The organism is Bordetella sp. N (genome assembly GCF_001433395.1).
In the GTDB taxonomy this organism is placed as follows: Bacteria; Pseudomonadota; Gammaproteobacteria; order Burkholderiales; family Burkholderiaceae_B; genus Bordetella_C.
In genome coordinates, this window is the sequence record NZ_CP013111.1 from 717,245 (window position 1) to 741,661 (window position 24,417).

The following is a 24,417-nucleotide window of genomic DNA, read 5'->3' on the forward strand; positions in this document are numbered from 1 at the left end:
CCTATGGGGCGCGGCCATTATTTGCCGGCAACCATACCAGAAAGCCATGTCCGTAAATATGGGGAGATCGGCGGGCTGTTTTCCGCTGGAGACGAATCAAATTAGACCCCTCAGGTCAACCCTGCGGGTTGCCCGGTCCCCCAGGGGGACGCTTTTTGACTTGGGGCGGCCCGGCGTCAAAAAAGCCTGGCAATCCCCCTGAGGGAATTACCAGGCTTTTCGGGGCGGCCGGAGAAGGCCCGCATCTTCGGAGCGCGACAAGCGCTCCGAAGATCAACACACGGCGGGCGCGGCGGTTTTTTCCACGTTGAGGCCGAACAGCGGCCGCAGGTGCACCCCCAGGGCGCTGCCCGCGAAGGCGGCCGGCAGCCACAGCCAGGCGTGCAGGCTGCCAGAGAGGATGCCGCTGAAGTAGGCGCCGATGTTGCACCCATAGGCCAGGCGCGCGCCGAAACCCAGCAGCAGGCCGCCGACGATGGCGCCCAGCAGCGAGCGCAGCGGCAGCTTCCACACCGGAGCAAATTTACCCGCCACTGACGCGGCGGCCAGGGCGCCCAGCATCAGGCCGATGTCCATGACGGTGGTGACATCCATGCCCACCGGTGCGGCCAGGGCTTTCTGCTGCTTGGCCCAGTAGGTCCAGGTGCCGACGTCGACACCGGCTGCCGCCAGCGCCTTGGCGCCCCACAGCGCGAAGGCCGAGGTGATGCCCCACGGGCGACCGGCCAGGGCCAGGGTGGCGAAGTTCAGCACGACCAGGGCGATGCCGCCCCAGATCAGGGGCCAGGGGCCGCGCAGCAGGCTGCCGGGGCGCGCCGTGCGGCTGGCGAAGGAGATGACGGCGCCGTGGCGGCGGCGCTCCAGCACCGTGGCGATCCAGGCGATCAGCGCGAACACGACCAGGTTGGCCACGATGGCGGGCAGGGGACCCCAGGCGAGCACCATGGACGTCGGCTTGATGGCGGGCAGGGCCGACCACCACGGGAAGACGTAGGTGGCGATGACCGAGCCGATCACGAAGAACAGCAGCGTCACGACCATGCGGGTATTGCCGCCGCCGACGGCGAACAGCGTGCCGGACGCGCAGCCGCCGCCCAGTTGCATACCGATGCCGAACAGGAAGGCGCCCAGCAGCACCGACACGCCGGCCGGTGAGACCAGGCCGGCGACAGGCTGGCCGAACAGCGTGCCTTGCGACAGGACGGGGAAGAACAGGATGACGCCGACGCCCAGCATCAGCATCTGCGCGCGCAGGCCCGCGGCACGGCGGTCGGAGACGAACACGCGCCAGGCCTGGGTGAAGCCGAAAGACGCGTGATACAGCGTGACGCCAAGCAGGGCGCCGACGATCCACAGCGCGGCCTGACGCCAGCCGGCCAGGTCATTGAAATAGAACACGCCGGCCAGCAGAAGCAGCAGGGAGATCCACAGCGGCGCGCGGTTGGCGCGCACGGGCGACGCGGGCGGGGCGAAATTGAGGGAGGAAACGTTGGCGGACATGAGGGATATGGCGGGGAGCGATGACGCGGCCTGGGCGCGCGACGGGATCTCCGCGGATTTGGCGGAAAAGGAGGAATGTACGCCGAGAGTTTAATGTTTAAAAGAAATGATTGTGTCTTTTTATATATCTATAAGTTATATAAAAGAAAGGCGTGCGCTCCGCCGCAACGGAAGGGGTAGGAGGGACGCAGGGGCCCCCCTCCCGCCCCGGTGCTATGGACGCCTGGCGTAGCTCGGGGGGGGGCCTTGGGGGGCTTCAGCCCCCCAAATCAACAAAAAGTGGTGGTTGAGACAGATCAACCCCGGGGAGGCGAACCCCGGCTAGGACAACCGCCACGCCAGCGCGGCGAGCGTCGCCGCCAGGACGGGAATCGTCAGCACGATGCCGATGCGGAAGTAATAGCCCCAGCCGATGGCCAGGCCCTTGCGCGCCAGGACGTGCAGCCACAACAGCGTGGCCAGGCTGCCGATGGGCGTGATCTTCGGGCCGAGATCGCTGCCGATGACGTTGGCATAGATCATGGCATCCTTCACCGGACCCGTGACATGCGCGTCGGCGATCGACAAGGCCCCCACCAGCACGGCCGGCAGGTTGTTCATCACGGACGACAGCAAGGCCGCCGCGCCGCCCGCGCCAAACGCGGCGCCCCATACGCCACCCTGGGCCGACCACGCCAGAAAACGCGCCAGGTATTCGGTCAGGCCGGCATTGCGCAAGCCATAGACCACCAGATACATGCCCAGCGAAAACACGACGATGTTCCAGGGCGCATGCTTCATGATGCGGCGCGTGCCGACGATATGCGAACGGCCGGCCACCAGCAGCAGGCCCAGCGCGCCCGTGGCGGCAATCGCGGAAACGGGCACGCCGATGGGCTCCAGCAGGAAGAAGCCCGCCAACAGCAGGGTCAGCACGATCCAGCCCGCCTTGAACGTCAGGGGATCGCGAATGGCGCTGGCCGGTTCGGGCAGGTTGCCGTCGTCGTAGGTCTTGGGAATGTCGCGCCGGAACACCAGCAGCAACATGCCCAGCGACGCGCCCACCGCCACGAAATTGACCGGCACCATGACCGACGCATAACGCTCGAAACCGATGCCGAAATAATCCGCCGAGACGATGTTCACCAGGTTGGAGACGATCAGCGGCAGGCTGCCCGTGTCGGCAATGAAGCCGGCCGCCATCACGAAGGCCAGCATGGCGGCGCGCGACAGCCCCAGCGCCAGCAGCATTTCCATGACGATGGGCGTGAGGATCAGGGCGGCGCCGTCGTTGGCGAACAGCGCCGTGACCGCCGCCCCCAGCAGCACGATGAGCGTGAACAGGCGCAGGCCGCGGCCCCGCCCCCAACGCGCCACATGCAGCGCGCACCATTTGAAGAAGCCCGCTTCATCCAGGATCAGGCTGGTGATGATGATGGCGATGAACGTGGCGGTGGCATTCCACACGATGTGCCAGACGGCAAGCACGTCGTTCCAGTGGACCACGCCCAGCAGCAAGGCGACGGCGGCGCCGGCGCTGGCGCTCCAGCCCACGCCCAGGCCGCGCGGCTGGATGATGACGAACGCCAGGGTGACGACGAAGATGGCTAAAGCAAGCATGGAGGGCGGCGATGGGAAGAAGAGATCAGGGCTGCAACATGCCCTGGTGCTGGATGAAGGCGATCAGGGCGGAAATCGTCGCGACTGAAATCACCGTGGATACGAGGATGGCGCGCGACGCGGCCTGGGCATCGCGCTGGTACATCTGCGCCAGCATGAACGGCCCCGTGCCGATCGGCAGGGCGCTCATCAGAATGGCGGTCCAGGCCCACACGGGTGGCATGTCGAAGACCGCCAGCACCAGCAGGGCCGTCACCAGGGGCTGCACCAGCAGCTTGGCGAAGACGATGCGCGCGACGGTGGCCGGCGCGCCGCCTGCCCCCGCCTGCGCCAGGAACAGGCCGATGGCCACCAGCGCGCAGGGGCTGGCGGCATCGCCCAGCAGCACGATGAAGCGGTCCAGCGCCACGGGCAGCTGCAGGCCGGACCAGGCCCAGGCCAGACCCAGCAAGGGCGAGATCAGCAGCGGGTTGCGCAACAGCGCGCGCAAGGTCTTGAGCACGGTGCGCAGCGGATGCTGGCCCTGGTGCTGGTCGAATTCGATCAAGGTGATGGTGACGCCGAACAGCACGCAGGCCGTCATCAGCACCGCGATGATGGCAGGCGCCAGGCTCTGGGGGCCGAGCACCACCAGGCACAGCGGAATGCCCATGAAGCCGGAGTTGGCGTAGGCATTGGCCAGCGCCTCGATGGCGACGTCGCTGCGGCGCGTGCCGCGCGGCCGCTTCACGCAAAAGGCGATGAGGAAGGGCACGATGATGCCCAGGGCCAGCGACAACACATAGCCGCCATGCGCCAGCTGATCCGGCCGTACTTGCGTCATGGCGTGGAACAGCAGGGCGGGCAGGGCCAGGTAGATGACGAAGCGATTGAGGACGTCGCCGCCTGCCGGTCCCAGCAGTTGCCGGCGCGCGGATAGCCAGCCTGCCAGGATCAGCGCGAAAACGGGCAGGGTGGCATTGAGGACGGCCAGCATGGCGTGTGGGAAAGGGCGGGTTGGACCAAAGCCGCCCATTCTACTTGGGCGCCCGCCGGGACGGGGCGGCGGCGAGTGTTTAAAGCAAGCGCGGCGCCGCGGGCTGGTTTCGTCCTCCCGCGCCTGTCAAAATGGCGCCTTGTATCGACCAGCAAGGATGTGACATGAAAGAAATTCCGCTACGCATCGAGATCGGCGACTGGGCCAGCCTGTCGCGCGATGCCGCTTCGGTGCGCCAGACGGTATTCGTGGAGGAGCAGGGCGTGCCGCCCGAATTGGAAATGGATGACATGGACGCGCAGTGCGTGCATGTGGTCGCCTATGGTCCCGACGATGAGCCGCTGGGCACGGGCCGCCTGCTGCCTGACGGCCATATCGGCCGGATGGCCGTGCATCAGCGCGCGCGTGGTGCCGGCGTGGGTGGCGCCATCCTGGGCGCCCTGATCGAGGTGGGTCGCGACGCCGGGCACGAAGAGCTGCTGCTCAACGCGCAGACGCATGCGACCGGCTTTTATCAAGCGCAGGGCTTCGTCGCGTTCGGCGAGACGTTCCTGGATGCGGGCCTGCCGCATGTGGCCATGCGGCTGCGGCTGATCGACGGCCCGGCGGCCTGAAGCTGGCCTGGTTTATCGGGCCTGTTTCAGCGGGCCTGCTTTATCGAGCCTGTTGCACCGGGCCTGCTCCAGCAAGCCCGTCAGCGCGTCACTGCGGCGCGCTAATCAACTCGTCGGCCATCGCCTGGGCCTGTTTCAACAGGGCGTCGTAGCCGCTCTGCGCGGGCAGTTTGCGTGCGTAGCATTGCTCGAACTCGCCTTCCTCGCTGATGCCCGGCTTGTAGGCATTCTTGCATTCGGCGATGTCCCGTGCCGTCGTCTTCTGCCACAGCAGATAGGCGCGGTCGCCCTGGATCACGGTGACGGCGATCTGGTCGGGCGGGCGGGGCGCCGCCTGATCCTGACTCTGTCTGAACAGGATGGCCTTGGCCACGGTGTCGGCCTTGGCGACCTTCACCGGCAGGTCCGCGTATTTATAAACAGAGGTGCCGTCGTTGAAGGCGCCGCTGTAGTAGGAATCGTTGGCGACCGCCGAGGGCAGGTCGGCGGGCATCTTGACCTCCGCTTCGAAGGTCGCCAGCCAGGCTTGCAGCAGCGGCTTGCGGGTGACGATCAGGTGCCGGTCGCCACTGGTGGACGTGTAGGCCAGACCATCCAGGCCGCCCCAGCCTTCTTCGCCTTTCTCCAGGGTTTCGAGCGAGATCTTGCCGTCGCCGGCAAAACCCTTCAACTGGACCGGTCCGATCAGCGTGCGCAAAGTCTCTTGCAGTTTCAGAAGGGCTTGCTGGTCCAGCTTGTCCGCGCGTTCCACCGGGCCCGCGGCGAGGGCCTTGCCGATGTCGCTAACGGCCTGCTGTTTTTCCTTGAGATAGTCCTCGGCAGACGCGGCCAGGACCAGGGAAGTGGAAGCGGCGAAAAGGAATGCGCTGGAAATCAGTGCTCGCAGGGTCATACGACGTGGTATCGACTCAGTGGTGATGGGGCGGTCGATATTAGCTGAGCAAGCTGTTTGAAAGGGACGGCGTTTAAATCCGTTTCAAAAAGGAGAGGCAGCACCAGGAAAGGCTGCACTGAAAACAAAAAACCCCGAGAACAATGTTCACGGGGTCAGTTGTAGAACTACTCGCAGTACTGCTTGCGGAAAACTATGGTGCCCAGGAGAGGACTCGAACCTCCACACCTTGCGGCACACGGACCTGAACCGTGCGCGTCTACCAATTCCGCCACCTGGGCACTATCACTATCTCGGCGCTTGCGCGTCGTTCAGCGAAGAATTGAATTATGCACACTTTTTTAAAGCTGTGCAAGTTTCGTAGGATTTTTTTGAGATGACTTGCCTGAGTGTCGTATCGGCGACGCAAACCCTCGACGCAATACGCAAACCGGCAAGTCAGACCCGCAAAAGCGAAACCCCCGTTTAGCGTTTCCGCTGAACGGGGGTTTCTGAATTCTGTGGTGCCCAGGAGAGGACTCGAACCTCCACACCTTGCGGCACACGGACCTGAACCGTGCGCGTCTACCAATTCCGCCACCTGGGCACTATACGCAGTATTTAGTTAGAATACTGCTTTGCAGCACATCCAGTGGGCAAGCCACAGAAGCTGCGCATTATAAACAGGATTTTTCGCTTTGGCAAAACGATCAAGCAACGACTCCAATAACAAGAACAGATCTGCTGTCGTGCCAGAGGCACCCCCCGATTTCGATCCGGACGTTCCCAGCCGCGAAGAGATACTGCGCGCGCTGCGTTCCGCGGGCGGCCCGTTGTCGCCGGCCGAACTGGCCGAGCGCATGGGCGTCAATCGTGATTCCACCCAGGTCGGTTTCGATCGACGCCTGAACGCGATGGAACGCGATGGCCAATTGCTGCCGAATCGCAAGGGCGTGCTGTTGCTGGCAACCAAACTGGATTTCGTCGCAGGGCGGGTCCAGGGCCATCGGGACGGCTTCGGCTTCCTGTTGCGCGACGACGGCGGTCCGGACATCTTCCTGTCGCCGCGCGAAATGCTCAAGGTGCTGCATGGCGACCGGGTCCTGGTCAAGCCGGGCGGCGAATACCGCGGCAAGCCGGAAGGCAATATCGTCGAGGTCATCGAGCGGCGCACCAACAAGCTGGTGGGCCGCTTTTTGCATGAGCACGGCCTTTCCATCGTGGTCCCCGAGGACCAGCGCATCAAGCACGACATCCTGATCCCGCCCAGCGACACCCACGGCGCGCAGCATGGCCAGGTCGTTTCGGTGCAGATCATGGAGCAGCCGACGCGCCACACGCAGCCGCTGGGCCGCGTCGACGAGGTGCTGGGTGAAATCGACGATCCGGGCATGGAAATCGAAATCGCCGTGCGCAAGTTCGACGTGCCGGTCGATTTCTCCGAACCCGCGCGCAAGCAGGCCGCGCGCCTGCCGGACGTGGTGCGCAAGAGCGATCTGAAAGACCGCGTCGATCTGCGCGACGTTCCGCTGATCACCATCGATGGCGAAGACGCCCGCGACTTCGACGATGCCGTCTACTGTGAGCCGGTGGAGCTGGGTACGGGGCAGCGCAAGCGCCCGGCCTGGCGCCTGCTGGTGGCCATCGCCGACGTCAGCCATTACGTGCAACCTAACGATGCCCTGGATGACGACGCCGTCGAGCGCGGCACCAGCGTGTATTTCCCGCGCCGGGTCATTCCCATGCTGCCGGAATCGCTGTCCAACGGCCTGTGCTCGCTGAATCCCAACGTGGATCGCCTGGTGCTGGTGTGCGACATGGTCATTCCCGCCAGCGGCGCCAAGGCCGGTACGGTCACGGCCTACCAGTTCTACAACGCCGTCATGCACTCGCATGCGCGCACGACTTACACCAATGTGTGGGCCGCCCTGCAGCAACCCACGGGACCGACGGCGCAAGCCATGCGGTCGGTGCTGCCGCAGGTCCAGCATCTGTATGAACTGTTCCAGCTGTTGCAGCAGGCGCGCCGCAAGCGCGGGGCCATCGATTTCGACACGGTCGAAACCAAGATCGTCTGCAACGAACTGGGGCGTATCGAGCAGATCGTCGGCGTGGTACGCAACGACGCCCACAAGCTGATCGAAGAGTGCATGCTGGCGGCCAACACCTGCGCGGCGGATTTCACGTCGCGCAGCAAGCACCCCGGCCTGTACCGGATTCACGAAGGTCCCACGCACGACCGCCTGCAGTCGCTGCGCGAATTCTTGCGCACCATGGGGCTGTCGCTGGGCGGGGGCGACTCGCCCACGGCCAAGGACTACGGCGAGTTCCTCGACACCGTGCGGGGCCGGCCCGACTATCCGCTGCTGCAGACCATGTGCCTGCGCTCGATGCAGCAGGCCATGTACAGCCCCGATAATGTTGGCCACTTCGGGCTGGCGTATCCGGCGTATACCCATTTCACGTCGCCGATCCGCCGCTATCCGGATCTGCTGACGCACCGGGTGATCAAGAGCCTGCTGGTGGGCAAACGCTACGTGCCGTCGCTGGAAGAGCCGCCGGTGGCCGTGGGCCGTTCGCACAAAGAGCAGGAACACGCCATCTGGGAAAAGCTGGGGCTGATCCTGTCGGCCACCGAGCGCCGTGCCGACGACGCCTCGCGCGACGTCGAAGCGTGGCTCAAGTGCTGGTTCGTCAAGGAACGCGTGGGCGAAGACTTCAGCGGCACCGTCACTGGCGTGGCCAGCTTCGGCATTTTCGTGACCCTGGATACGCTGCATGTGGAAGGGCTGGTGCATGTGTCGGAATTGGGCGGCGAGTACTTCCAGTTCAACGATGGCCTGCACGAACTGCGTGGCGAGCGCACCGGCATGCGTTATCGCCTGACCGACAAGGTGCAGGTGCAGGTGGCGCGGGTCGACCTGGAAGCGCGCCGTATCGAGTTCCGCCTGGTCAAGGGCACCAGCTTCGATTCCCTGCGCAAGGCCGCGGCGCGCGGACCGGAAGAGCCGCCGCGCCGTGTCAAGAAAGCAGCTGGCACCAAGCCGCCCGCCCTGAAAGGGCAGACGGCCAAGGTGCGGCGCGCGGAAGCCAAGAAGGCGGCCAAGCCGGCGCCTACCCGCAAGCGCCGTTGATGCGTGGACGTTGCGGTGCGGGCGCTCGAATGCCGGCATTGCAACCCAGCGTTGAGGTATGACGCTGAAATGATGAATAATGCGCACCCCGTCTTCAGGCGGGGCGCATTTTTTTTGAGAGGTTCAATATGGCGGCAACCCAGGTTCTCGCAGGGTTTCACGCAGTGGTGGCGCGTTTGCGCCATGCGCCCGATTCCATCAAGGATATTTACGTCGAGGCCAATCGGCGCGACAAACGCATGACCTCGCTGATCGAGCAGGCCGGCAATGCGGGTTGCAAGGTGCACCCTGTCGCGACTGACCGGCTGGAAGGGCTGGCGCGCGGCACGCGCCACCAGGGCGTGGTGGCCCTGGCCGACCAGCGTCAGCTGGCGGTCGATGTCGACGAAGTGCTGGACGTGATCGAAGGCCCGGCATTGCTGCTGATCCTCGACGGCGTCACCGATCCGCACAATCTGGGCGCCTGCCTGCGCACGGCCGACGCGGCCGGCGTGCATGCCGTGATCGCGCCGCGCGATCGCGCCGTCGGGCTGAATACGACGGTGCAACGCGTGGCTTGCGGCGCCGCCGATACCGTGCCCTACCTGATGGTCACCAATCTGGCGCGCACCATGCGCAGCCTGAAGGACCGCGGCGTCTGGCTGGTCGGCACGGATGACGAGGCCACCGACAGCATGCACGCCGTCGATGCCCGCCAGCCCATGGCCTGGGTCATGGGCGCCGAAGGCGAGGGCATGCGCCGCCTGACGCGTGAGACCTGCGATCAACTGGTGCAGATCCCCATGCTGGGTTCGGTCGAAAGCCTGAACGTCAGTGTGGCCAGCGCCGTGTGTCTTTACGAATCGGTGCGCCAACGCGGCACCAAGTAGGCGATCAACACCCCAACAGGTAGCAGCAGCATGCAGGAATTCTGGCTGGTCCGTCTGATGCGGCGCGTCGATGCGTTGCTGCTGCTCGCCATGGTGGCGGTGTCGGCGTGGGTTTACAGCCAGGGCGGCAAGCCTTGGAACTCGTTCAGCGATGCGGTGTTCTGCGGCCTGGCCGTGCTCACGGCCTGGGCGGGGTTGCGGGCCGGCGCGCAGCCGTGGCTGCGCCGGCTGGCCTTGGCCGCCAATCTTGCGGTGACGGTTTACACGGTGGTCGACGGCATCGCGCTGGTCCTGTCGCCGCAAGTGTCCGAACAGATCGTGTCGCGCGCGGGGCTGGCCTTCGTGTTCGTGATCGGCGTGCTGGGGCCGTTCAATGCCTGGGCGCTGCGGCGGGCGGGACTGCGCGTGACGGCTGCTTCGATTGCACCCGCTGCTGCCGATGCTGCCGCCGCACCCACTGCCGCCGTGCCGCGCCGGGGCAACTATTTCCTGCGTCACTGGCGCGGCCAGTTGTCGCTGTGGGTGACGTTCTGGATCAACGGTTTCGTCTTCGGCCTGCTGTTCCTGTGCCTGCATGCCTACGTGTCCCTTTCCATGAAGGGCACGGCCCCGCTGCAATGGCTGTCCCTGGAAAGCGTGGCGGCCTTGGCGCTCGGCTTGCTGGGCCTGCTGTGGTGGGGCGTGGGGATGTGGCGTTGCGCCGATCGCCGTCTGGCGGGCGGATGGGCCAGGAAGCGGGCGCTGATGGTGCAGATCATGCTGGTATGCCTGGCGTGGCTCACCCTTGAAATAGGCACCACGATGCCGTGGGGCCCGGTCAAGGACCTGGCGCTGCTGTCGATCGGCAAGGACGTGCTGGGCGGTGACCTGCAGGTCAAGCCCGCGCCGGACGGCAAGTCGGTGATCCTCGTCGGTTTCCTGCACCTGGGCGCGGCCGAGCGCGCGCGCCAGGCGCTCGACGCGGCGCCGCAGGCGAAGACCGTGGTGCTGAGTTCGCCGGGCGGCCGTCTGCAGGAAGGCGAGCTGCTGGCCAATCTGGTCAAGGCGCGCGGGCTGGACACTTACGTCGACGAGTACTGCGCCAGCGCATGCACCTACGCCTTCCTGGCGGGTCATGAACGCGCGGCCACGCCCAATGCCCGCATCGGCTTTCATCGCCCGTTCTCGCCGTTCGGCGGCAAGGCCATCGATCTTCTCGCCAGCGAGGACATGATGGATCGCTATCGCGAAGCCGGGCTGCCCGACTGGTTCATCAAGCGCATCGCGGATACGCCCAGCGAAACGGTCTGGTACCCCACGCAGCAGCAACTGGTGGACGCCAAGGTGGTGACGCGCATGTCGCTGGGCGGTGAGGCCAACCGCTACGGGCTGCTCAAGGACAAGGACAGCCTGCTGCGGATCGTACGGCGCGAGCCCATCTTCCAGGCTTATGATCGGCGTTTCCCTGGCACGATAGACCGGGCGGTGGCGCAGGGCTGGGCCGTGCAGCAGCGTGGCGGCAACGACGGGGAAATCATGACGGCGATGCGCGGCGTGGTGGCGGCGTCCTTGCCCGGCCTGCTGCAAGAGACCGATGTGCCCGGGCTGGAACGCTTCAGCCGGCTGGTGTTGAGCGAATTGAACGCGGCGCGTGCCGTCAGCCCGCAGGCTTGCGTGCAGGTGACGGAAGGTTCGCTGGACATCACCATGGCCTTGCCGCCCGCCATCGCCGAAGAAGAGGTGGCGGTGGTGACGCAGTTGCTGGACGCGCCGCCCACGCGCTCGCCGGCGCCCCGGGGCAAGACCGCCCGCGAAGCGATGCGGGCCGTTTCGGGTGCCATGCCGGCATCGTTGCGGGACGCGCTCACGGACGAGCAAGGGCACAAGAATCAACCCGGCCTGCTTTGCAATGCCTATATTTCCTTCTACGAAACCTTGCTGAAGCAGCCGCCTGTCACGCGCGACCTGGCCCTGCAAGCCATGTTCCGCGGCGAGAAGTAGGCGCCGCGCCGCGCGGATGCCCGCGCCCGGTCGCCAGGTCCGACACCAGCCGGGGAGGGCGGGGTCGGGGCGTCGGCGTTAGAATGCGTTGGGGCTGGTCGTCATCAAATCTGTTCGTCGCCCCGATTTGGCCTTATCGTCTCCGTCTTACCGCTTCCGTCTCGACTACGCGCACCATGAAAAAGAACGGCTTCACCACTTCCATCCTGCATTCCGATCGCCGCAGTCCCATCGAACATGGCGCCGTGCACAAGCCCATGCACCCGTCGTCGGAATATAGTTATGAAGATGCGCGCGAGCTGGCGGCCGTGTTCCAGGGCAAGGCCGGCTTTACCTACGCGCGCCAGGGCACGCCGACCAGCACCGCGCTCGAAGCCAAGATCACCGGCATGGAAGGCGGCGTGGCGTCGGTCAGCTTCGCCACGGGCATGGCGGCCTTGTCGGCCATCTTCGGCACCTTGCTGCGCAGCGGCGATCACCTGGTGTCCAGCCAGTTCGTCTTCGGCAATACCACCAGCCTGCTTGGCACCATGGCCGCCTTGGGCGTGGAAGTCAGCTTCGTCGACGCCACCGACGCCGAACAGGTGCGTGCCGCGCTGCGGCCCAATACCCGTATGGTGTTCGTCGAGACCATCGCCAACCCCGGCACCCAGGTGGCCGACCTGAGCGGCATCGGCGCGCTGTGCAAGCAGCACAATCTGGTTTATGTGATCGACAATACGCTGACGTCGCCGTGGATGTTCCGCGGTATCGATGTCGGTGCGTCCCTGGTGATGAACTCGCTGTCCAAGTACATCGGCGGCCACGGCCATGCGCTGGGCGGTTCGGTGACGGATACGGGTCTTTATGACTGGTCCGGCTACGCGGCCATCCATGACGCCTACAAGAAGGGCGCGCCTACCAGCTGGGGCCTGCTGCAGGTGAAGAAGAAGGGTCTGCGCGACATGGGCGGGACCTTGGCGGCCGAGCCGGCCCACCGGATCGCGGTGGGCGCCGAGACCCTGGCCCTGCGTATGCGCAAGCACTGTGACAACGCCCTGGCGCTGGCGCGCTTCCTGCAAGCGCACGAAGGGGTGTCGAAAGTGTATTACCCCGGCCTGGAAGAACATCCCCAGCACGAACGCGCCAAGAATCTGTTCGGCGGCCGCTATGGCGCCTTGATGGGCGTGGAGCTGGTCGACGGCATCGATTGTTTCGATTTTCTGAACCGCCTGGATGTCGTCATTTTGGCCACGCACCTGGGTGATACGCGCACCCTGGCGCTGCCGGCGGCTCATACGATCTATTACGAAATGGGTGCCGAGCGCCGTGCGCAGATGGGCATCGCCGACAGCTTCCTGCGGATCTCGGTGGGCATCGAAGACGAAGCCGACTTGCTGGGCGATTTCGATCAGGCCCTGCGTGCCTGCCTGAACGCCTGACCATCGCGGCGGCGGCGGCAGTTTGTAAACGGCGGGCGGGTCCCGCCGTTTACATTGGATGGTGATCGACGATGGATTGTCCTTGGGTAATCACTTGTGTGGATTAGGCACAAGGTCGGCGCGTCGTCAATGAATGGTCCTGGAAAGCTAGTAACGGCGCGGCTTCTGAGGGGAATCTCCCTTGACAGGCGCTGCGCACGGATGCCTAATACGCCTCTACGTCGCTGGCGCTCTCGCGCGGTTGAACAGGCGCCTGTAGCCTCGGTGGCGTGGCACTGAATGTAGTGGTTTGCAGTGCAAACTCGCTTGAGAAACCCGTTCGAATGTTTTGCCGGCCGCATTGCCAGGCGCAGGCCGGTGGACTTCTATTTACCTGTGAGGGGTAGAACTGAATGAATAAGACTGAGCTCATCGACCACATCGCCGGCAAGGCCGACATTTCGAAGGCCGCCGCTGGCCGTGCACTGGACGCGCTGATCGGCGCTGTGAAGGGCACGCTCAAAAAGGGTGGCACGGTCACGCTGGTGGGTTTCGGCACGTTTGCCGTCACCACGCGCGCTGCTCGCACCGGTCGCAATCCGCGCACCGGCGAAGCGATCAAGATCAAGAAGGGTAAAGTGCCGAAGTTCCGTCCGGGCAAGGCCCTGAAGGACGCCGTGAACTGAGTCCTCTGAAGGACGCCGTCTTTGAAGACGGCACAAATGGCGAGCCCTAAGTGCTCGCCATTTTCATTTGTGCGGTTTCATTCTTGCATTTTCAGTCTTGCGCTTTCATTCATGCGCTTTCATTGCCGCGCGGCCGTTCGGGGCTGCCGGCAGGGCAGTTTGCAGAGCCCGTCCCGGCCAGATATAATTCGCGTCTTCTTGCTCGATTCAGCGCTGGTTTTTCTTGCCGGCTTGAACTCGAAACCAAGGCGTGGCTACCCGCGCAATTGTGCTCCAGTGCATCGCACTGTTTTCCGCACAACACCGGGTGCTTAGCTCAGTTGGTAGAGCGGCGCCCTTACAAGGCGTAGGTCACAGGTTCGACCCCTGTAGCACCCACCACACCTCCCTCGAAGTATCGATCGTTTGGAAGTTTTCCAGGCGCTGCTCGCGCACGCAGCCATTTTCGCTGCGGTAGATCATGGGCGAGCAGCCGAATGCTCCACTATTTCGGAGCGGTGAGGGTCGTCGAGCATTCATCGAACGGGATCGATTTTGCATCGCGCTGGCGGTCGCCAATCGACGACGTGTAGGTCCAGCCTACGGCCTCCACGGCGTCGTTCTGGCCGAACATCACAATGAATCTTGCGGCGTTGTTCCATCCCGCCCCTTTGTCGGTGAAGCGCATGGTGATGGTGGGCGAAGGATCGCCTGGGACCGTGCGTTCCGCGAACGTATCGGGGTTTTTCAGAGCGATCGCGTCGAATGGCTGAGACAAGGTCTTGCCGTCCCACTTGAAACTGACCGTGTATGGCTTGTCAGCGCCCCTGCCTGCGCAGGTGATCTCGAACTTGGGTGTGTCCATCTCCATGAACTTGCTGTCGGCAGCCATGGTCAAGCTCGCAACAGTCGAGCAACCGACACTAACGACCGCGATCCACCAAGTGCGTAAACGCATCATCACTCCAAAGATAGTTGTTGTTCGGGGCTGAAAAGAAAATGCCCTGAAAGACACGCTTCAGGGCAATTTTCTGAAACCGGGCTCAGCAAGGTCGAGACATCCCGCCGTGACGACATCCTACCTCATCCCGTCCTGGGGGCCTTGGTGGCGTCCACCCCATCCTCTTCCTATCCGATATCCGAGTTCTTCAGCAGCGTGCGCCACGCCGGCAGACGGCCCTTTTCGTCCAGGTCTTCGTGCAGCGACTGGCCCCTGCGCGCCAATTTCTCCTGGACGTCGGCGATCGCGCTTGCCAGATCGCCGTTCATGCCGATCTCCGACAGCATGGCGGACGCCTCGCGCATTTCCTCCGAGCGGCGCTGGCCATGCTCGGCGACGCGGCCGATCAGATAGGCTTCGTAGCCCTGGTCCCAACCCACGCCAGGGAAGGTCGCGTGCAGCGACGTCAGCACGCGCTCGTCGACGCCGAAGTGACGCGCGGCAAGCATGGACTGCACGCACAAGGCTTCAGTGCCCTTGATCATGATGCTGCGGCACAGCTTGATGGCCGATGCCAGGCCGATGTCATCAGCGACGGGTTTGGTATTGAAGCCCAGCGCATTCAACCCCTCTGAAATCGCCCCGGCAGTGTGGCCGCCCAGCAGCATCGGCACGCGGATACCCTGCGGCGGCACCGGCGCCATGACGGCCGACTCGACATAGTCGGCGCCGACCTGCTGGATGCGCTCGCAGTTGGTCTGCTTGACCTTGGGCGACACGGAGTTCAAGTCGATGAAGGTCTGGCCCGGCTTCATCAGCGGCGCGGCCGCCGAGGCCACCGCTTCGGCCTGGCTGGCGGTCACCGCGGACAACACCCACTGCGCCCCCTCAAGGGCGGCGGCCAGCGTGTCGGCGACGCGCGCGCCGCTGCGCTGGGCACGGGCCAGGATTTGCGGCCGCGTGGCCGCCTGGTCCAGCTTGGTGTCGTAGGTGCTGACCGCGCAGCCTTGCTCGACCAGCGCCTGCGCCAGGATGGGACCGACTTCGCCGAAGCCGATGATCGCGATTGAACGCGAGGCGTTCGGGGCTTGCTGTTGCATGGAATTCTCCGTGTTGCGTTAGCGTGTTCGTGTCATTCCGGCTTGATGCCGGCGAGCTTGACCGCCTGTTTGGCGTTCTCGTATTCGGCTTGCAGGAATTGCTTGAAACCGGCGGAGCTGCGTTGCTGCTCCGACGCGGCCACCACGCCCAGCTCGCTGAGCTTGCCGGCGATGGCGCTGTTGGTCAGGCTGGCCGTCACGCCTTGCTGCAACGCCGCGAGCACGGGCGCCGGCGTCTTGGCCGGCGCCAGCACGCCCACATAGCTGGACGCCAGGAACTTGGGGACACCTGCCTCGATGACGGTGGGGATCTCGGGTGCCAAGGCCATGCGCTGCTCGGAAGCCACCGCGATCACGCGTACCTTGTTGGCGCGCAACAGCGGCAGCACGGTCGAGAACTCCGTCAACGTGGCGTCCAGGCTGCCGCCCAGCAGGTCCGGAATCAGCGCGCCGCCGCCGCGATAGGGCACATGGACCAACTGGGCGCCGGTCATGGCGTTCAGCCGTATCAGCGTCAGATGCGTGGCGCTGCCGACGCCGGAGGTGCCGGTATTGATGTGCCGCGTCTTGGACAGCGCCACCAGCTCCGTCAGGTTGCGCGCCGGAATCGACGGGTTGATGACGATGACGTGGGGGACGTAGCCGACCATGGCGACCGGCGCCAGGTCCTGCAGCGGATCGTAGGGCAGGTGGGCCTGGATAAAGGGATTGACCGTCAGGGGACCGTTGGAGCCGACCAGCAGGGTGTAGCCGTCCGCGGGCGAACGCACCACCATGTCCGCCCCGATGCTGCCGCCGGCACCCGGCTTGTTTTCCACGACGGCCGTCGCGTGCATCGCTTCGGTCATGCCGGCGCCGACGACGCGCGCGGTGGCATCGACGTTGCCGCCCGGAGCGAAGGGCACGATCATGCGCAGGGGGCGTTCGGGAAAGGCCCCGGCGTGGGCCCAGGCGGGCAACAGGGGCGCGGCCAGCGCGCCGGTCGCGCCAAGCATGAAGTCGCGGCGGGAGTGTTTCATTGTCTCGTCCTTTGTCGTTTTAATGGTGCTGCGATGGAAGCTCGCGGTAAACGCGCGGCAAGCACGGGCTACTTGCCGCGCGCCTTGAGCGCCGCATCCAGGCGCGGATAGACGCGCCTGGCATTGCCTTCGTAAATCTGCTGCCGGTCGGCATCGGTGAGTTGCGGTGCCGCATCGATATAGCGCCGCGTATCGTCGTAATGGAAGCCCGTGGTGGGGTCGATGCCGCGTACCGCGCCTATCATTTCGCTGGCGAACAGCACGTTGCGCACGGGAATCACCCGGGCCAGCAGATCGATGCCGGGCTGGTGATAGACGCAGGTGTCGAAGAAGATATTGTTCAGCAGCGACTCGTCCAGGGGCGGCTTCTTCATCTCCTGGGCCAGACCGCGGAAACGGCCCCAGTGATAGGGCACCGCGCCGCCACCATGCGGGATGACGAACTTCAAGTCCGGGAAGTCCTTGAACAGGTCCGACGTCAGGCACTGCATGAAGGCGGTGGTATCGGCGTTCAGGTAATGCGCCCCCGTCGTATGGAAGCAGGCGTTGCAGCTGGTGCTGACGTGGACCATGGCGGGGATGTCGTGCTCCACCATTTTCTCGTAGAGCGGATACCAGTAGCGGTCGCCCAGGGGCGGCGAGGTCCAATGGCCGCCGGAGGGATCGGGATTCAGGTTGATCGCGACGAAGCCGTATTCCTTGACGCAGCGCTCCAGTTCCGCGATCGACGTGGCGATCGGCGCGCCGGGTGACTGCGGCAACATCGCCGCGCCGATGAAGTGATCGGGGAATAGCGTGGCGACGCGATGGCACAGTTCATTGCAGATGGCCGCCCAGGCCTGGCTGGTCTGCAGATCGCCGATGTGATGCGCCATGAAACTGGCGCGGGGCGAGAAGATGGTCAGGTCGCTGCCGCGCGCCTGCATCAGGCGCAACTGGTTGGCGACGATCGATTCGCGTATTTCATCGTCGCTGATGTGCAGGTCCGCCGCGCGCGGCGCGGCGGCGGGGTCCTTCAGTCCGGCGATCTGCCGCTTGCGCCAGTCCTCCAGCGCCTGCGGCGCGGTGGTGTAGTGGCCGTGGATATCTATGATCAAGGTGTTCTCCAAAAGCCGGTAAGCAGGTGATCCGGTAAGCCGGTGCTCCGGTGATCCGGTGGGATCATGACCGCAACGGCAGTTGCACGTCGCCGCGCATGATCAGGCGGGCGGTGCGCAACAGGGCCGCGCTCAGCACCCGCTGGGTGTCGTCGGGATCCAGCTCCAGGCCCACGCTGAATTCTCCCGATGGGTGTTCCACCGAAACCTGGGGCTGCAGGCCCGGCGCCACGTGAGCCGTGCCAGCCGCGACCGAGTCCTGCATCACGCAGGCAGTGGCAACCGTCACCGCGGCCAGCACGCCGATGGCGTCATGGCAGACATGGGGGATGAAGCAGCGCGTGGCGATGGCGCCGCCCGCGCGGGGCGGGGCGATCAGGCACATCTTCGGATAAGGCTTCTCCGTGACGTCACCCAGGCCCATCAGCGCGGCGGCCTTGAGCCGGATCGCTTCAAGACGGCGCTTCAGATCCGTGTCGCCGTTCAGTTCGGCGACCGTCTCGTAGCCGGTACGGTCCAGATCGCCGGCGCGCATCAGCACCATGGGCATGCCGTTGTCGATACAGGTGACTTCCAGGCTGCCGCCATCGTCGAGGTCGATAAGATCGCGCGCCTGCCCCGTGGGAAGCAGGCCGCTGCACACCGACCCCGCCGTATCGAGGAAGTTGATGAAGACCGGCGCCGCGGTGCCGGGCACGCCGTCGATGCGGGCGTCGCCGTCATAGCGGACACCGCCGTTGGGGGTCTGCACGGTGATGTCGCACTGCATGCCCGTATTCAGAGCCAGCACGCGAAACGTGCTGCGGTCGCCCGTCGCGGCCAGCATGCCGGTTTCCAGGGCGAAGGGCACGGCGGCGGCGAGCATATTGCCGCAATTGGGCGTGGTGTCCACCTTGGCCTGGGCCACCGAAACCTGCGCGAACAGGAACTCCAGGTCGACGCCGGGTGTGGTGCCGGCGCTGACGATGCCCACTTTGCTGGTGAGCGGATGCGCCCCGCCCAGGCCATCGATCTGGCGCGCGTCGGGCGAGCCCATGGCCGCGAGCAGCACGGCGTCGCGCGCGGCGATGTCCGCGGGCAGGTCGGTTGCCTTGAAAAAAGGGCCGCGCGAGGTGCCGCCACGCATCAGCATACAGGGCACGGCCTGCTGCCTTTGGCTTTCTTGCAGCCGGTCTGGTCGAGTGCTCATTGTCTCCGCTCTCTTTATATGTATGAGTGCAGTATGGTTCCGCGGTAGCGGGCGCGGGTTGCCTTGTAGGGGGAGGGGCGTTCTAATATGTTTATGTCCTCCATCAGCCTGCATCATCTCTACGTATTCAACTGCGTGGCCGCCTCGGGCGGCATCCGCAGCGCGGCGGAGACGCTGTTCCGCGCCTCCTCGGCCGTGACGCGGGCCATCAACCGCTTCGAGGACAGCCTTGGCGTCAAGCTGTTCGAGCGCAAGGGCACGGGGATGTTGCTGACGGCGGCGGGCGAGGTGGTACGGGTGCGCGCCACCGTCATCGCGGCAGAGCTTGCCGCGGTGCACGATGAAGCCCGCACGTTGAAACGCGGTCGCGGCGCCGACCGCGACGATGCCGCCACCCGCGCCGGCGTGGTCGGTACGGTGGCGACGCTGTTTCACACACGCCGGCTGATGCACGCGGCCCTGCTGGCGGACGTGCACCATATGTCGACGGTCGCGCATGTTTGCGGACTGACGCAGCCGGCCATCAGCGCGTCCATTTCCAGCCTGGAGGAAGTGCTGGGCCAGCCGCTGTTCCAGCGCACGCCGCGCGGCATGGTGCCGACGCCGCTGGGCGAACGGTGGGTGGTGCATTTCAAGCGGGTGCTGGCCGAGCTGCGCAACATCCAGGCTGACGTGGCGGCGCTGGAAGGCGTGCTTGAAGGCATCGTCACCGTGGGCGCCTTGCCCTTGATCCGCACGCTGGTGTTGCCCGCGGCGATCGCCAGCGTGCTGGCGCGCCATCCCAAGTTGCGCATACGCACTTTGGAAAGTCCTTACGGCGACCTGTGCGCGCGCCTGCTCAGCGCCGACGTGGACTTCATCGTGGGCGCGCTGCGTCCCTTGCAGGATTCCGCCCTGACCACCGAGGTGCTGCTGCATGAGGACATCGTCCTTATCGCGCGGGCCGGGCATCCGCTGGCGCGCAAGCGGTCCATCGCTTTCACTGACCTGGAAGCCTATCCGTGGGTGTTGTCGCGGGCGTCCACGCCCTTGCGGGACCAGCTCGATGCGTACTTCATCAGCCAGGGCAGGGCCGCGCTGGTCCCTTCGGTGGAGACGGCCGACCTGGCGCTGTTGCGCGGCCTGCTCCTGCATTCGGACATGTTGACCGCCTTGTCGGTGCATCAACTGCATTATGAATTCGAGGCAGGCGGCCTGGCGGCCCTGAAGTTCCCTTTGGGTGGCATGCAGCGGCATATCGGCGTGACCCTGCGTACGGGCGCGCAACTGCAACCGGGGGCCCGCGCCCTGCTGGACGAGGTCAAGCGGCTTGCGGTAGGAGGCCCCCCCGTACCGCGCGGAGCGCGGCCCCCCAGGGGGCGACACTGGCGGACTGGCAAAGCCAGCTCCGCGGTGTCTGCGATGAATCGGAGTCTTTTAGTGCCAGGGTGATAGCGGCTACCGCCGCGCGCGGCCGCCGGCAAGGGCACCAGCGGCGGCAGGCTCATAAGCGGAATAGAGCGGCGCGGGTGCACAAGGCAACCCTGATCCGGCGGCGGTGGGCGATACTGACGGACATCAAAATAACGGAGACAGCCCAATGAAGCGCGTGCCGCCACCGCATCCCGATCCGAGCAAGCCCACCTTCGTCCTGCCGCGCAACGCCTGCGATGCGCATGTGCACGTGTACGGCCCCGCCGACAAATTTCCATTGGATCCGGCCCGCAGCTACGATCCCCCGGACGCGCCCATCGAAAAGCTCGAAGCGCTCTACCGCCTGCTGGGTATCGACCGGGCCGTTCTGGTCCAGGCCACCGTGCACGGCACTGACAACGGCGCCATGCTGGCCGCCATCGCTCGCGCGCCGGAGCGCTATCGCGGCGTGGCCCTGGTCGACGACGACGTCTCGCCGCAGACGCTGCGGGAACTGCATGCGCAGGGCGTGCGGGGCGTACGCTACAACTTCATGCCGCATCTGGGGCAGTCGGCGGATACGGACAAGGTGCGGGCCGTCGCGGAGCGTATCGCGCCCCTGGGTTGGCATGTGCAGTTGCACATCACCGCGGCGCATCTGGGCGCCATGCGGGGCTTTTTGGAAACGCTGCCGGTGCCCTTCGTGATCGACCACATGGGACGGCCCATGGTCGCCGACGGGCTGGAGCAGCCGGCCCTGGCCGAACTGCTGGATATCCTGCGCCACCCGAACGCGTGGTTGAAGATCAGCGGGCCTGAACGCATCTCCGCGGCCTTGTCGCAGCAGGATGTGCCTTATGCGGATGCGGTGCCCTTTGTGCGCCGCATGCTGGACGTCGCTGTGGACCGTATCGTCTGGGGCACCGACTGGCCGCATCCCAATGTGCGGGAAGTGCCCGATGACGGCAAGCTCGTCGACCTGCTGCCGCTGTACTCGGACGATGCCACGGTCCTCGAACGCATCCTGGTCGAGAATCCGCAGCGGCTGTATTGGTACGACTGAGTGTGGGATGGATGGGGACGGTCCCCATCGCCCCCTCGGCCGCAGTCATTCCCCCTCGGCAGCCAGCTTCCGCGCGCGGGCGAGGGCTTTCGCGATGGCGGCGATGACGCTCTCCCGCTCGGCCTCATCGTTCACTCGCAAGGCGTAGGAAGGATGCCAGGTCGCCACCAGCCAGGCCTCGCCCAGCTTGACGGACTGGTCCAGGTAATCCTGCATATGAATCGGACGCCTTACCATCGCGCGTAACGCGGTTGCGCCCAGGGTGACGATGACCGGCGGGCGCACGCTGTCCAGTTCCTGGTCCAGCCAGTAAAGACAGGCATCCACTTCGCGCTGGGCGGGTGTCTTGTGCATGCGCCGCTTGCCACGCGGGATCCATTTGAAATGCTTCACCGCGTTGGTGAGATACACGTCATCGCGCGCCAGGCCTGCCCGTTCCAGTGCTTCATTGAGGATGCGGCCAGCGGGCCCGACGAAGGCCTTGCCGGCGAGATCTTCCTGGTCGCCGGGCTGCTCGCCGATCAGCATGATGCGCGCGGACGACGGCCCGCTGCCGGGCACGCCATGCGTGGCATTGCGCCACAGGTCGCAACGGCGGCATTGATCCAGGGACGAGGGCGCATCGCGCTGGGGCTGGGCCCGTTGGGGATCGATGGTCACGGCTTTACCTCCCATGTCGCCGACGGCCTGCGCCTGGCCGACACGGCGCGCGCCATTGCGCGCGTCGGCGACCATGCCGGGAATCAGGTTGGCTTCGGGCAGGCCTTTCCAGAAGCGGACCGGCATGTGCTGATGCAGGGCGGACTCGTTCAAGCGGGCCGGGTTGAAGATGCTGCGGTAATAGGCCAGCCACAGCGGTTCGATGTCGTCGGCCGCCGCGCCGGCCTTGATGACGGCGCCGTCTTCGGCGGCGATGGGCGCATCGGAAAAATGCAGCACCGTGCCGTCCCAGTAGGCGGCGCCCGTGGGCGTGGCAATGCACCAGGTCGATCCGCCCATGCGCCGCGCGAAATGCTCGGCGGCCCATGGCAGGACATCGTGCTCCGGTTCATACCAGGACAGGTATTCCGGTTCGATCAGGGCCGGCGGTGGCGGGGACGAACCGTCCGCTGCGGGCGACGAAGCCGGCGCCGACGGTGGCGCCAGTGTCGGCGTGGTCGATGCGGCGGCTGTCGCGCGGCGGTGGAAACGGACGTAGGCGATCATGTCGTGTTTGCAGCGACGCACAGCCTTCGCCATGGCGTACAGGCGCGCGCCGTCCTCATCCGCCGCCGACGCCACACTTCGATCGTCATGTTGCCAGCGCCACAGGGCACGGTACAGGTGGTCCCAGCGCTGCGGCGACCGGTATAGCGCCGCGTCCTGCAGCAGCTCGGCGAAGGTTTTCGATACGCGGATCGTTACCGTACCCGTCGGCTGTGGCGAGGCCGCGTCGTCATCGGACCCTTGCGCGCCGCCCGGCGTCGTTGCGGCGCCACGGCCAGCGTCGGCCGGCTCCGGTGCGCGCATCGTGCCGTCCTCATCCGGCGCGGACACGTCCAGGGTCAGCTGACTGTCGCCGTGGCGGGTCGCTTCGTCCCTGCCGACCCAGCTGACGTCTTCAGGCGCCCAACCCGCGGTCAAGGCGCGCAGGGCCTGCGCCCGCCAGCTCGCGTAGCTGCCATCGATGACCAGCCGGTGCGCGTCGGTCAGCCCCGTCAGGCTCATAGCAGGGACAATTGCTCAGGCGGCGGCGCAAGGGCGCGCCGCAACTGCTCGGAAGGAGACTCCGCCACCGCGGGGCGATAGTCGCGCACGATGACGAAGGGTTTGACCTTGTCCATGGCGCAACGCAGACGGATCAGGTCCTGGTAACGCACGGCCCGCAAGCGGCGCAATTCCACGATGCGCTGGGCGTTGCGCATGCCGATGCCGGGCACGCGCGCGATGATCCGCTGCGGAGCCCGGTTCAGGTCGACGGGAAAGGTTTCCCGATGTGCCAACGCCCAGCCCAGCTTGGGGTCGATGTCCAGCGGCAGATCGCCATCTTCCTGGAACAGTTCTTCCGCCTGGAAGCCGTAGCCGCGCATGAGGAAGTCGGCCTGGTACAGCCGGTGTTCGCGCATCAAGGGCGGGGCCTTGGCGGGCAGGGCGGTCGGACTGTCGGGTATCGGGCTGAACGCGGAGTAATAGACGCGCTTCAGCTTGTACGCGCCATACAGGGTCTGCGCGGTCTGCAGGATGGTGCGGTCGTTGGCGTCGTCCGCCCCCACGATCATCTGGGTGCTTTGCCCGGCGGGCGAGCGTGACGCCGGCGCATCGACCGAGGGAACCGGCGCCGTACCCTGGCCGTTGCCGTATCTCGATGGCGCCGCTTTGGCCTTGCCCCGCCTGGCGTCATCGCGCGCCTCGCCTTCGGCTTCTTCCTGCGCCAGCCGGATCGAACCCATGGCGCGCTTGATGGTGTGGCTGCTTTTTTCGGGCGCCAGGCGCACCAGGCCTGTCTCCGTGGGCAGCTCGATGTTCACGCTAAGCCGGTCGGCATAGATACCGGCCTGAGCGATGAGCTTGGGGTCGGCGTCCGGGATGGTCTTCAGGTGGATGTAGCCGCGGAAGCAGTGTTCTTCGCGCAGCGAGCGCGCGACCTGCACCAGTTGCTCCATGGTGTAGTCCGCGCTGCGGATGATGCCGGAGCTGAGGAACAGGCCGTCGATGTAGTTGCGCCGATAGAAGTCCAGGGTCAGGTCGACCACTTCCTTGGGCGCGAAACGCGCGCGCGGGACGTTGCTGGACCGGCGGTTGATGCAGTACTGGCAGTCGTACAGGCAGAAGTTGGTCAGCAATATCTTCAGCAGGGACACGCAGCGGCCGTCCGGCGTGAAGCTATGGCAGATGCCCGCGCCGGTGCTGGCTCCCAAACCCGCGCGGCCGACGGAGTCGCGTTTCGGCGCGCCACTGCTGGCGCAGGAGGCGTCGTACTTGGCGGCGTCCGCGAGAACTTCGAGTTTGGTGAGTACGTCCATAGGCAGG

At 65.6% G+C, this 24,417-nt stretch carries 19 protein-coding genes and 3 tRNA genes; 9 read left to right on the plus strand and 13 right to left on the minus strand.

The annotated features are described in order from the left end of the window. Positions 1-273 precede the first annotated feature (273 nt). The 3 genes from ASB57_RS03105 to ASB57_RS03115 form a co-directional block, all read right to left on the minus strand. Positions 274-1,500 carry a YeeE/YedE family protein gene (locus ASB57_RS03105; protein WP_057650471.1) on the minus strand — a complete coding sequence of 409 codons (1,227 nt, stop codon included), beginning with the start codon at positions 1,498-1,500 and terminating at the stop codon, positions 274-276. 321 nt (positions 1,501-1,821) lie between these two features. Continuing rightward, a complete protein-coding gene (locus ASB57_RS03110) occupies positions 1,822-3,099 on the minus strand; it encodes an arsenic transporter (RefSeq protein WP_057650473.1) in 1,278 nt (425 codons plus the stop codon). Between the two features lie 25 nt (positions 3,100-3,124). Continuing rightward, positions 3,125-4,075, minus strand: a complete 951-nt coding sequence (locus ASB57_RS03115; RefSeq protein WP_057650475.1) for an AEC family transporter — start codon at positions 4,073-4,075, stop codon at positions 3,125-3,127. 164 nt (positions 4,076-4,239) lie between these two features. Between ASB57_RS03115 and ASB57_RS03120 the strand changes: the two genes are divergently transcribed. Next, on the plus strand, positions 4,240-4,689 hold the full coding sequence (locus ASB57_RS03120) for a GNAT family N-acetyltransferase (RefSeq protein ID WP_057650477.1): 450 nt from the start codon (positions 4,240-4,242) through the stop codon (positions 4,687-4,689). An 88-nt stretch (positions 4,690-4,777) separates the two neighbouring features. On the opposite strand, the gene ASB57_RS03125 is transcribed toward ASB57_RS03120, so the two are convergent. The 3 genes from ASB57_RS03125 to ASB57_RS03135 form a co-directional block, all read right to left on the minus strand. Then, positions 4,778-5,581 (minus strand): hypothetical protein, encoded by an 804-nt coding sequence (locus ASB57_RS03125; RefSeq protein WP_057650479.1) that lies wholly within the window; start codon positions 5,579-5,581, stop codon positions 4,778-4,780. Between the two features lie 196 nt (positions 5,582-5,777). Further along, positions 5,778-5,862: transfer RNA gene (locus ASB57_RS03130), tRNA-Leu, on the minus strand. Positions 5,863-6,082: 220 nt separating this feature from the next. After that, positions 6,083-6,167 (minus strand) — tRNA-Leu (locus ASB57_RS03135). A 91-nt stretch (positions 6,168-6,258) separates the two neighbouring features. Here ASB57_RS03135 and rnr point away from each other — a divergent pair. From rnr to ASB57_RS03165, 6 genes are all read left to right on the plus strand, one after another. Continuing rightward, complete coding sequence (gene rnr / locus ASB57_RS03140) at positions 6,259-8,694, plus strand: ribonuclease R (RefSeq protein ID WP_156414046.1); 2,436 nt, start codon at positions 6,259-6,261, stop codon at positions 8,692-8,694. Between the two features lie 128 nt (positions 8,695-8,822). Continuing rightward, positions 8,823-9,563, plus strand: coding sequence for a 23S rRNA (guanosine(2251)-2'-O)-methyltransferase RlmB (gene rlmB / locus ASB57_RS03145; RefSeq protein WP_057650483.1), 741 nt, complete (start codon positions 8,823-8,825; stop codon positions 9,561-9,563). A gap of 30 nt (positions 9,564-9,593) precedes the next feature. After that, complete coding sequence (locus ASB57_RS03150) at positions 9,594-11,543, plus strand: ATP-dependent Clp protease proteolytic subunit (protein WP_057650485.1); 1,950 nt, start codon at positions 9,594-9,596, stop codon at positions 11,541-11,543. A gap of 176 nt (positions 11,544-11,719) precedes the next feature. Further along, complete coding sequence (locus ASB57_RS03155; protein ID WP_057650486.1) at positions 11,720-12,964, plus strand: cystathionine gamma-synthase family protein; 1,245 nt, start codon at positions 11,720-11,722, stop codon at positions 12,962-12,964. Positions 12,965-13,356: 392 nt separating this feature from the next. Next, the gene (locus ASB57_RS03160) at positions 13,357-13,629 is read left to right on the plus strand and encodes an HU family DNA-binding protein (protein ID WP_057650488.1); all 273 of its coding nucleotides are present in this window, start codon (positions 13,357-13,359) and stop codon (positions 13,627-13,629) included. A 305-nt stretch (positions 13,630-13,934) separates the two neighbouring features. After that, positions 13,935-14,010: transfer RNA gene (locus ASB57_RS03165), tRNA-Val, on the plus strand. Positions 14,011-14,113: 103 nt separating this feature from the next. On the opposite strand, the gene ASB57_RS03170 is transcribed toward ASB57_RS03165, so the two are convergent. From ASB57_RS03170 to ASB57_RS03190, 5 genes are all read right to left on the minus strand, one after another. Beyond that, positions 14,114-14,500, minus strand: coding sequence for a hypothetical protein (locus tag ASB57_RS03170; protein WP_057650491.1), 387 nt, complete (start codon positions 14,498-14,500; stop codon positions 14,114-14,116). 236 nt (positions 14,501-14,736) lie between these two features. Next, positions 14,737-15,648, minus strand: coding sequence for an NAD(P)-dependent oxidoreductase (locus ASB57_RS03175; protein ID WP_057650492.1), 912 nt, complete (start codon positions 15,646-15,648; stop codon positions 14,737-14,739). Between the two features lie 32 nt (positions 15,649-15,680). After that, a complete protein-coding gene (locus tag ASB57_RS03180; protein WP_057650494.1) occupies positions 15,681-16,667 on the minus strand; it encodes a tripartite tricarboxylate transporter substrate binding protein in 987 nt (328 codons plus the stop codon). A gap of 68 nt (positions 16,668-16,735) precedes the next feature. Next, positions 16,736-17,764, minus strand: a complete 1,029-nt coding sequence (locus ASB57_RS03185; protein WP_057650496.1) for an amidohydrolase family protein — start codon at positions 17,762-17,764, stop codon at positions 16,736-16,738. A 64-nt stretch (positions 17,765-17,828) separates the two neighbouring features. Next, the gene (locus ASB57_RS03190) at positions 17,829-18,953 is read right to left on the minus strand and encodes a 4-oxalomesaconate tautomerase (protein ID WP_057650498.1); all 1,125 of its coding nucleotides are present in this window, start codon (positions 18,951-18,953) and stop codon (positions 17,829-17,831) included. Between the two features lie 93 nt (positions 18,954-19,046). Between ASB57_RS03190 and ASB57_RS03195 the strand changes: the two genes are divergently transcribed. Then, on the plus strand, positions 19,047-20,384 hold the full coding sequence (locus tag ASB57_RS03195) for a LysR family transcriptional regulator (RefSeq protein WP_082621960.1): 1,338 nt from the start codon (positions 19,047-19,049) through the stop codon (positions 20,382-20,384). Between the two features lie 148 nt (positions 20,385-20,532). Then, entirely contained in the window at positions 20,533-21,408 is an 876-nt protein-coding gene (locus ASB57_RS03200) for an amidohydrolase (protein ID WP_057650500.1), read from the plus strand. A 45-nt stretch (positions 21,409-21,453) separates the two neighbouring features. Here ASB57_RS03200 and ASB57_RS03205 read toward each other — a convergent pair whose 3' ends face one another. Next, positions 21,454-23,115 carry a UdgX family uracil-DNA binding protein gene (locus ASB57_RS03205; protein WP_057650502.1) on the minus strand — a complete coding sequence of 554 codons (1,662 nt, stop codon included), beginning with the start codon at positions 23,113-23,115 and terminating at the stop codon, positions 21,454-21,456. After that, complete coding sequence (locus ASB57_RS03210; protein ID WP_057650505.1) at positions 23,112-24,410, minus strand: putative DNA modification/repair radical SAM protein; 1,299 nt, start codon at positions 24,408-24,410, stop codon at positions 23,112-23,114. The genes ASB57_RS03205 and ASB57_RS03210 overlap by 4 nt, the downstream gene beginning before the upstream one ends. Positions 24,411-24,417 lie beyond the last annotated feature (7 nt).